Origin of the sequence: Streptomyces sp. NPDC008125, assembly GCF_042957125.1 — a bacterium.
Lineage (GTDB): Bacteria > Actinomycetota > Actinomycetes > Streptomycetales > Streptomycetaceae > Streptomyces.
The window spans coordinates 1-8308 of sequence record NZ_JBIBHR010000048.1; the positions used below are offsets into that span (position 1 = coordinate 1).

An 8308-nucleotide genomic window follows, 5' to 3' on the forward strand; every position below is an offset into this window, starting at 1 on the left:
GCGGCGGGGCAGGCGAATTATGCGGCGGCGAATGTGTTCCTGGACGCGTTGGCGGTGCAGCGTCGGTCGGAGGGGTTGGTGGCCACCTCGCTGGCCTACGGACTGTGGGACGTCGCCACGGGCCTGACCGAAGCCATCGACGACGACGTCCGTCTCATGGCCGCCCGCGGCCTGCCCGCTCTCGCGCCGGCCGACGCGCTCCGGCTCCTCGATGCCGGTCTGCGCTCGGGGCGTCCGGCGCTGGTGCCGCTCGCCGTCGACGTACCGACCCTGAAGGCGAAGCCGGGGGCCGTGCATCCCCATCTGCGGGACCTGATCCTCACCGAGGCCGGCCCCGTGGTCCGCAGCCGCACGAAGAGCGCCGATCCCGCCGCACTGGTGGCCCGCCTCGCCGGACTCGACGCGGAGGACCGTGAACGGGCCCTGCTGGACCTGGTGCGTGGTCACGCCGCCGCCGTTCTGGGGCACACGGGCGCCGAGGCCGTCCCGGCCGAGCGCGGATTCCTCGACATCGGATTCGACTCCCTGACGGCTCTCGAACTCAGGAACCGCCTGGGCGAGGTGACCGGTTGCCGGCTGGCGCCGACGCTGATCTTCGACTACCCCTCTGCCGCCGAGCTGGCCGCGCACCTGCGCCGGACACTCTTCGGGGAGGACGTTCCCGTGGACGACCTCAGCGCGGCCACCGCGGACGAGCTGTTCGACATTCTCGACGGCGAGGCGTAGGGCCGCTCCCGGCAGGACCTGCCGGGAGCGGATTCAGGCGCTCGCGTGAGCACCGACCGGAGACGAGGAGCGAGTGTGCTGAACCGGATAGTCGTCGTGGGCGCGGCGGCCGCAGGACTGACCGCGGTGGAGACGCTGCGGGCCAAGGGGTACGAGGGAGCGCTCACGCTCGTGGGCGACGAACGCCATCCGCCGTACGACCGTCCGCCCCTCTCCAAGGAGTTGCTGGGCGAGAGCTGGGAGCCCCGGAGCACCTGGTTGCGCAAGGAGGACGTGCTGGCGGCCGTCGATGTCGATCTGCGTCTCGGCTGCCGGGCCACCGGCCTCGACCAGGCCGCCCGCACCATCACGCTCTCCACCGGCGAGAGGCTGCCGTACGACGCGGCGGTCATCGCGACCGGTCTTCGGCCGCGCAGGCTGCCCTGGGGGAGCGGACTGGAGGGCGTCCATGTCCTGCGGTCGCTGGACGACGCCGTCCGGCTGCGCGAGGCACTCCTGGCGAAGCCCGAGGTGGCGGTCGTCGGGGCGGGTTTCCTCGGTGCGGAAGTCGCCGCCGCGGCGCGCGGTGCCGGACTCGACGTGACACTGATCGACACGAACGACCAGCCGCTCGCGCGGCAGGTCGGTGCCGAGGTCGGGGGGCTCGTGGCCGACCTGCACCGTGACAACGGGGTGCGGCTCGTTCTCGGCGCCGACGTCGTGGGAATGGCCCGGGACGGCGCCCGTGTCCGCGGCGTCATGCTGTCGGACGGCACCGTCGTCGGTGCGGATCTGGTCGTCGTCGCGATCGGCTCCGTGCCCGCCGTGGACTGGCTCGCCGATTCCGGACTGCCCCTGGGCGACGGGGTCCTGTGCGACGCCTACTGCCGGGCCGCACCCGGGGTGTGGGCGGCGGGAGATGTCGCCAACTGGCCCCACCCCATGGTGGCCGGAGCCCGGGTCAGGCTCGAACAACGGACCAACGCCGCCCAGCAGGCCATGGCGGTCGCCGCGAACCTGCTGGCGGGCGAAGCGGGAGCGAAGCCGTACACCCCCGTGCCCTTCGGGTGGACGCACCAGTTCGGGGAGAAGATCCAGACCATCGGCTGGTGCCCGCCCGGCGCGAGGACGGAGATCATCAGCGGCTCCACCGCGGACCGGGACTTCGTCGCCGCGTACCACCGCGACGGGGTTCTCGTCGGCGGGCTGGGCTGGAACAGTGCGCGCGGCCTGCGGCAGTGCAGGCAACTGCTCGGCCGGCCCTCGTCGGAGCTGGCCGCCGCGGCGGCAGCTATCTGACCAGCTCCGCGGGGAGGCGGACGTGGGCTGCCCGGTACGGCACCGCCCGGTGCCGTACCGACTTTCCACCCCGGTCTCACCACGCCTCTACGGACGGCGGGCGCGGGGCGTATACGATGCTCTATGCGTGCGTGATACGCATGGAAAGGCTCTGATGAAGGCAGGCGCGAGATGACGGCTGGCGAAGGAACGAGCACGGAAGGCGTCGGCCTGCCGAACAGCATTGAGGTGCTCTGGGAACTGCGGAGCCGGGAACAGCGCGCTGTGCGTACCGGTCTGAGTGTCGAGCGTATCGTGACGGCCGCGATCGAGTCGGCGGACGCCGACGGTCTCGCCGGTCTGTCCATGTCCCGCGTGGCCAAGAGCCTCGACTTCGGCACCATGTCGCTGTACCGCCATGTGTCGAGCAAGGACGAGCTGCGGCAGCTGATGCTCGACATGGCCTACGGCACCCCGCCCCGCATCGACACGGCCGACGGTGACTGGCGGAGCGGGCTGGAGCAGTGGGCCCGCGCGTTCCAGGAGGTCTTCCACCGGCACCCCTGGATGCTGCAGATCTCGGTGAGCGGACCGCCTTTGGAGCCGGGGCAGCTCAGCTGGCTGGAGTGCGGCCTTCGCACGCTGGGCGGCACCACCCTGCGGCCGGACGACAAGCTGTCCGTGATGATGCTGATGATCGGCTACGTGCGCAACAACGTGCAGATGTCGCTCGGTGTCGTCACCCAGGACATCAGCGACACGGACCTGATGGCCAACTATGGTCGCGCGCTGGCCAAGTACGCCGACTCCGCGTCCTTCCCCGCTCTCGTCGAGCTGCTGGAGGCCGGGGCGTTCGACGAGCCCGAGGACGACTTCACCTTCGGTCTGCAGCGGGTCCTGGACGGCATCGAGGTGCTGGTCCGCATCCGGAACGGCGAGAAGCCGCTCACCTGACGGGCTGTCCCGCTCCGCGCGCGTCGAAGGGGCCAGGGCGTGTCCGGCGGATCTCGACCGGGTCCGCGGCGCCCGGTACGGCACCTCGCGGCGCAGCCGGAACACACCGCGCCGGACACCGCGTCCTCTCCGGTCCTGATCCGTCGAACGCGCCCTGGTCACCCCCCGGCCGGGGAGGTAACCAGGGCGCGTTCGACGTGCGCGGAGCCCCGGGGCAGGTTCAGCTCGCGGTGGGCTGTACGCGCTTGGGGGAGGGGACGGTCGCCGGAGCGTCGATGTCGTACGGGTCGATCGGCTCACCCGTCTCGATCGGCACCCTGCGCAGCAGTACGGCGACGATCGTGGCCACCACGACCATGGCCGCGGCCCCGGAAAGCGCTGCCACCTGGAGCCCGTGGGTGAAGGCTTCGCGGCTGGCGGCGATCAGGTCGGCACCGACCGCGGCCGGCTGCTGGGCGGCGACGGTGGCGGCGCCGCCGATCGTGTTACGGGCCGCGTCCAGCGCCCCTCCGCCGAGACCGGCCAGATTCGCCGCGTTCATGTCATGCCGATAGATGGCGGAACCGATGCTGCCGATGACGGCGAAGCCGAACGCGCTGCCGAACTCGGTGAACGTCTCCGAGGTGGCCGTGGACGATCCGGCGTGCTCCTTCGGTGCGGAGGTGACGACGATCTCCGCGGTGAGCGTCTTCGAGGCGGTCATGCCGGCGGCCATCAGCCCCACGCCCACCAGAAGGAGGGCGACGTTCGAGTCCACCGTGAGCCGGCTGAGTACGCCGAACCCGAGGGCCATCACGAACATGCCGCTGGCGACCAGGTAGACCGGCTTGACCTTGCGGGACAGGGCCGAGACCAGGCCGACGGCGATCCCGATCGCCGGCATCACCGCCATGGACCACAGGGCCGCACGGAAGGGCGTCATGCCCAGCACCATCTGGAGGAACTGGTTGGTGAGGATGCTGACACCCATGAACGAGAACATCACCATCAGGTTGGTCAGGATCGCGCCGGTGAAGCCGCCGTAGCGGAACAGCGAGATGTCGATGAGCGGATGGGACGTCATGCGCTGGCGCTGCACGAAGGCGATGAGCAGGACGGCGCCGACACCCGCCCAGATCGCGGACTCGACGGACCAGCCGTCCACGGCCAGCTCCTTGAGGCCGTAGATGAACGGCATGATGCCCGCGACCGACAGGAACGCGCCGAGCACGTCCAGCCGGCCGCGCGAGGGGTCGCGCCGCTCCGGCAGCAGGATCGGGGCCAGGATCAGCACCAGCACCATCACCGGGGTGTTGATCATGAAGACCGAACCCCACCAGAAGTTGTTCAGCAGCAGACCGCCGACGACCGGACCGAGAGCGGCCCCGGTGGCGAGGGTGCCGCTCCAGGCGGCGATGGCCGACTTGCGCTGCTTGGAATCGTGGAACATGTTGCGGATCAGGGCCAGTGAGGTCGGCGTCAGGGTCGCCGCGCCGAGACCCAGCAGGGCGCGCGCGCCGATCAGCATCTCGGGACTGTCCGCCGTCGCGGCGAGTGCGGACGCCACGCCGAACACCAGGGCGCCGATGATCAGGAGCTTCCGCCGGCCGAAGCGGTCACCGACCCAGCCCATCGTGATCAGGGCGCCGGCCAGTACGAAGCTGTAGATGTCCATGATCCACAGCAGTTGGGTGGCGCTCGGCTTCAGGGACTCACTGATGGGCGTGATCGCGAAGCCGAGCACCGAGATGTCGATGGCGATCAGCAGGGTGACCAGGACGATCACCACGAGGCCGAGCCACTCCTTGAGCCCCGCGCGAGGCTTGATTTCTGTCATGGCAAACGTCCATGCCTTCCTGCTCCACGACCCTGAGTACGTAACACGCTAAGCGTATCAGGTACGCGTAAGCGTGTCGCGTACTCATCCGCGTGCTCATCCGTGGACGGCCCGGGTCCGGGGTGGGGGCTGTCGGGGTTCAGTGCGGGCGGCCGAGCAGTTCCAGCGCCCGGCTCAGCAGCGCCCGCCGGTCGATCTTCCGATTGGAGTTGAGAGGGAATTCCGCGAGGTGGAAGAAGTGCTGGGGGAGTACGGCCCGGGGGAGCGTGCGGCTCAGCTCGCGGGCCAGGGCGACGGGCGGAACGCGTGCCCCGGTATGGAAAGCGGCCAGCGTGATGCCCTGCTCGGAGGGCACCGGCACCGCGACGGCGTCCTCCACTCCCGGACACCGGCGCAGCGCCTCGTCGATCTCCGCCAGTTCGATCCGTACGCCTCGGACCTGAACCTGCTGATCCAGCCGGCCGAGGTAGAGCAACTGACCGTCCTCGCCCACGCGGATACGGTCGCCCGTCCGGTAGTAGCGGACCCCGTCCCGGTCGAGGAAGCGGCCCACATCGTCGGCCGGGTCCAGATACCCGGCCGTCAGCTGCGGACCCGCGACGCACAACTCTCCTTCCAGCGGGTCCGGTTCGCCATCCTCCTGGACCAGCATCCAGGCGTGGCCCTCGTGAACCGGCCCGATCGGGACGACACCCGCGACCGAGATGCCGGGCGAGGTCCCGGGCGACCAGCGATGCCGCGTGATGGTGATCGTCAGCTCCGTGGGGCCGTAGAGGTTCTCGACGGCCGAACCCGACGCCGCGTGGAGCCAGTCCGTCACGTCCTGGCAGGTCACCGCCTCGCCCGCGAAGAAGCTCCAGCGCAGTGAGGGCAGGGAGTCTTCCGTCAGCCCTCCGGTGCGACGGACCAGGCCGATCACGCTGGGGGTGGAGAACCAGACGGTGATGCCCTGGTCGGCGACGAAACCGGGCAGGTCCCGGTAGGCGCCCGCGGGAACGGCCACCAGCGTGGCACCCGCACCCCACGCGCAGAAAAGGTCGAACATCGCGCAGTCGAAGTTCAGATCGAAGTTCTGGGAGAACACATCGTGCGGCCCGAAGTCGTACCGCGCGTCGAGCAGGCCGAAGTAGTGGGCACCGTTGGCATGCGTGACCGGCACGCCCTTGGGCCGCCCGGTGGAACCGGAGGTGAACAGAACGTAGGCGATGTCGTCGGGGGCGACCGGGTGAGGGCGCGTCAGACGTGCCGCCGGGACGGGGGAGACCACCCCGTCCGCTCCGTCGGCGCCGCCGTCCAGCAGAGCGGGGAGCGTGACGCCTTCCGCGCGCAGCTTCTCCAGCGCCGTGACCGCCTCGGCGTCCACGATCAGCGCCTCCACCCCCGCCGCCTCGAGCATCTGGAGGGTGCGCAGGACGGGGAAGGAAGGCTGCAGCGGAACCATCGGCACGCCGGTGAACAGGCAGGCCAGGATGGCTGTGTAGGCGTCGAGGCCCTTGCCCGCGAGCACGCCCACCGCGGCCGGGCGCTCCGGCAGCGCGGCCAGCAGCGAGCCCGCCCAGGTCAGCGCCCGGTCGTACAGTTCCCGGTACGTCAATGAGGCATCGCCGGTTCGGACGGCCACGCCTTCCGGGGAGCGTGCCAGTCCGCGCAGGAAGCGGTCATAGAGAGCGTGGGCCGATGTCTGGTCCATGAGTGTTCCCTGGATGGCGATGGGTGGATGAGGTGGCGCGGTGCCCGGGTCCCGCGAGCCGCAGGAGAACCTCGGTGGTGTCGGCCCAGGAGTGGGCGGCCGACGCGTGGTGCAGGGAGACCCGGGGGTTTCTCGCGAGCCATTCGCGTACGTCCCTGGTCCGCACCGCACCCGTCCCGTTCAGGAGCACGTACAGCCTCGGGTAGGGGTGGGCCTGGGCGACGGAGTCCAGGAGGTGCAGAAACGCGGCCGGCGCGGACGCGCCGTCGGCCCCGGGCCCGGCCCGGTCGACCAGCAGGGGCCGGAGCCGCTCCTCGGCCCGGCGCCCCGTAGGCTCGTCCGCCCGCAGGACCACGGCATTCCACGACGATGCGCGAAAGACACCGACGACCCCTCGATGGACACCGGGCGGCAGGGGTGGCACGGCGGGCAGCTGGAAGGCATCGGTGCGATGCGGCCGTACGCCCCACTTGCGCCACACGCGCGACACCGTGGAGTGGGCGATCCCCAACTCGTCGGCGAGCAGCCGCGAAGACCAGTACGAGGCCCGCAGCCGGGCCGGAGGTCTGGCGCCGTCGGCAAGCGTGGCGACGAGCACCGCCACCTCGTCCACCGTCGCGGGACGCCCCGGCCGGGGCAGATCGCCCAGTGCCGCGATACCCGAATCCTCGTACCGGGAACGCCACTTGATGACGGTCGGTCGGGACACCCGCAACTGGGCGGCGACCTCCGTGTTCGAGAAGCCTCCTGCGGCGAGCAGCACGATCCGAGCCCGCCGGACGAGCCCCGCGGGCGCCGTCGACATGCGGGTCAGAGCCTCCAGCCGGGCCCGGTCGCCCTCGTGCAGTCGCAAGGCCGGGGCGCTGTGCATGGCGGCAGCCCTCAGCGCAGACGTTGCAGTGAGTTCCAGAGGACGTCCGGGGTCTCGAATATCTCCAGCGAGAGCGACTCGTCGCGGAAATGCACGGCGTAAGCGGCTTCGAGGCCCGCGAGCAGCTCGATCATGCCCAGCGAATCGAGACCGTAATCGCGCAGGCGCATATCCCCGGTGATCGGCTCGTCCGGAGGGAGGAAGGACATCTGCTTCCGAAGGAGAATGTCGAACTGTTCATCCCACATGAGGACTCCGGTTTCAGGCGCGAAGGGGTGAAAGGGGTGCTCCGGGATCGTCGGACCGCTGGACGGGCCGGAGCGGAGACGGGAAGCAGCCGGCCGCCCGCGGGGCCGACCGGAAATGCGACGCGACCGACCGCCCACGGGCGCGGCCGGAAAGGGATTCCGGGTCTCGACGCTAGTCCCGGCGGGCCCGAACCAGTACCCCTACCCGCCCCTATGAAGGCGTCGCGCGAAGGGTCTTCTCTGAGTGGACGCAGCGCGAATCCTCCGCTGCCGCCGCCCTGCCTCGCAGGTGAGGGCAGTCCGACGGCCCCCCGCCCACCGCATGCGGTCCGCCCGCGCGGCCCGGCGGCCCCCACCCCGGCTCAGGGGTGACGGCCGCCGGGCAGGGGCCCGATTGTGGGGACCCCCGGCACGACTAAGGGGTGGGCAACAGGTCAGTCGGCACCGTAATTTTCCGGGTGACCCCACGCTTCATTCTCTTCATCCGCTCATTCCGTCATCTGCTCGGGTCTGCGGCCGCTGAACGTCATGACACAGGAGGGCATGCTCGGTGAGTAACGAGGAAAAACTTCTCGAGTATCTGCGCCGGGCGACATCCGACTTGCGCGACATGCGCAAAAGACTCGCGGCCGCGGAGCGCAAGTCCCAAGGCGAGCCGATCGCGATCGTGGGTATGGCGTGTCGTTATCCGGGTGGGGTGGGTTCTCCGGACGAGTTGTGGGATCTGGTGGTGGAGGGCCGGGACG

The 8308-nt window shown here is 70.4% G+C and carries 8 protein-coding genes; 4 read left to right on the forward strand and 4 right to left on the reverse strand.

Annotated features, from left to right (window positions below; translation table 11 throughout):
- From ACFZAX_RS35230 to ACFZAX_RS35240, 3 genes are all read left to right on the forward strand, one after another.
- The coding region (locus tag ACFZAX_RS35230) for a phosphopantetheine-binding protein (RefSeq protein ID WP_390967037.1) at positions 1-726 on the forward strand (726 nt) is incomplete at its 5' end.
- Positions 727-801: 75 nt separating this feature from the next.
- Complete coding sequence (locus ACFZAX_RS35235) at positions 802-2004, forward strand: FAD-dependent oxidoreductase (protein WP_390967039.1); 1203 nt, start codon at positions 802-804, stop codon at positions 2002-2004.
- Between the two features lie 171 nt (positions 2005-2175).
- Positions 2176-2937, forward strand: a complete 762-nt coding sequence (locus ACFZAX_RS35240) for a TetR/AcrR family transcriptional regulator C-terminal domain-containing protein (protein WP_390967040.1) — start codon at positions 2176-2178, stop codon at positions 2935-2937.
- A gap of 220 nt (positions 2938-3157) precedes the next feature.
- On the opposite strand, the gene ACFZAX_RS35245 is transcribed toward ACFZAX_RS35240, so the two are convergent.
- The 4 genes from ACFZAX_RS35245 to ACFZAX_RS35260 form a co-directional block, all read right to left on the reverse strand.
- Positions 3158-4753 carry an MFS transporter gene (locus ACFZAX_RS35245; RefSeq protein ID WP_390967042.1) on the reverse strand — a complete coding sequence of 532 codons (1596 nt, stop codon included), beginning with the start codon at positions 4751-4753 and terminating at the stop codon, positions 3158-3160.
- 139 nt (positions 4754-4892) lie between these two features.
- Positions 4893-6443 carry an AMP-binding protein gene (locus tag ACFZAX_RS35250; protein WP_390967044.1) on the reverse strand — a complete coding sequence of 517 codons (1551 nt, stop codon included), beginning with the start codon at positions 6441-6443 and terminating at the stop codon, positions 4893-4895.
- A complete protein-coding gene (locus ACFZAX_RS35255; RefSeq protein WP_390967046.1) occupies positions 6412-7314 on the reverse strand; it encodes a helix-turn-helix domain-containing protein in 903 nt (300 codons plus the stop codon). Before ACFZAX_RS35255 ends, ACFZAX_RS35250 begins: the two co-directional genes overlap by 32 nt.
- Positions 7315-7325: 11 nt before the next feature.
- A complete protein-coding gene (locus ACFZAX_RS35260) occupies positions 7326-7562 on the reverse strand; it encodes a phosphopantetheine-binding protein (RefSeq protein ID WP_390967048.1) in 237 nt (78 codons plus the stop codon).
- Positions 7563-8112: 550 nt separating this feature from the next.
- Between ACFZAX_RS35260 and ACFZAX_RS35265 the strand changes: the two genes are divergently transcribed.
- Positions 8113-8308: beta-ketoacyl synthase N-terminal-like domain-containing protein (locus tag ACFZAX_RS35265; RefSeq protein WP_390967050.1), on the forward strand; the 196-nt coding region annotated here is incomplete at its 3' end.

Excerpts from the sequence above, each read along its gene's own strand:
- ACFZAX_RS35240 (WP_390967040.1), top strand. The coding sequence starts at position 2,176 with ATGACGGCTGGCGAAGGAACGAGCACGGAAGGCGTCGGCCTGCCGAAC.
- ACFZAX_RS35255 (WP_390967046.1), bottom strand. The coding sequence starts at position 7,314 with ATGCACAGCGCCCCGGCCTTGCGACTGCACGAGGGCGACCGGGCCCGG.
- ACFZAX_RS35250 (WP_390967044.1), bottom strand. The coding sequence starts at position 6,443 with ATGGACCAGACATCGGCCCACGCTCTCTATGACCGCTTCCTGCGCGGA.
- ACFZAX_RS35260 (WP_390967048.1), bottom strand. The coding sequence starts at position 7,562 with ATGTGGGATGAACAGTTCGACATTCTCCTTCGGAAGCAGATGTCCTTC.
- ACFZAX_RS35245 (WP_390967042.1), bottom strand. The coding sequence starts at position 4,753 with ATGACAGAAATCAAGCCTCGCGCGGGGCTCAAGGAGTGGCTCGGCCTC.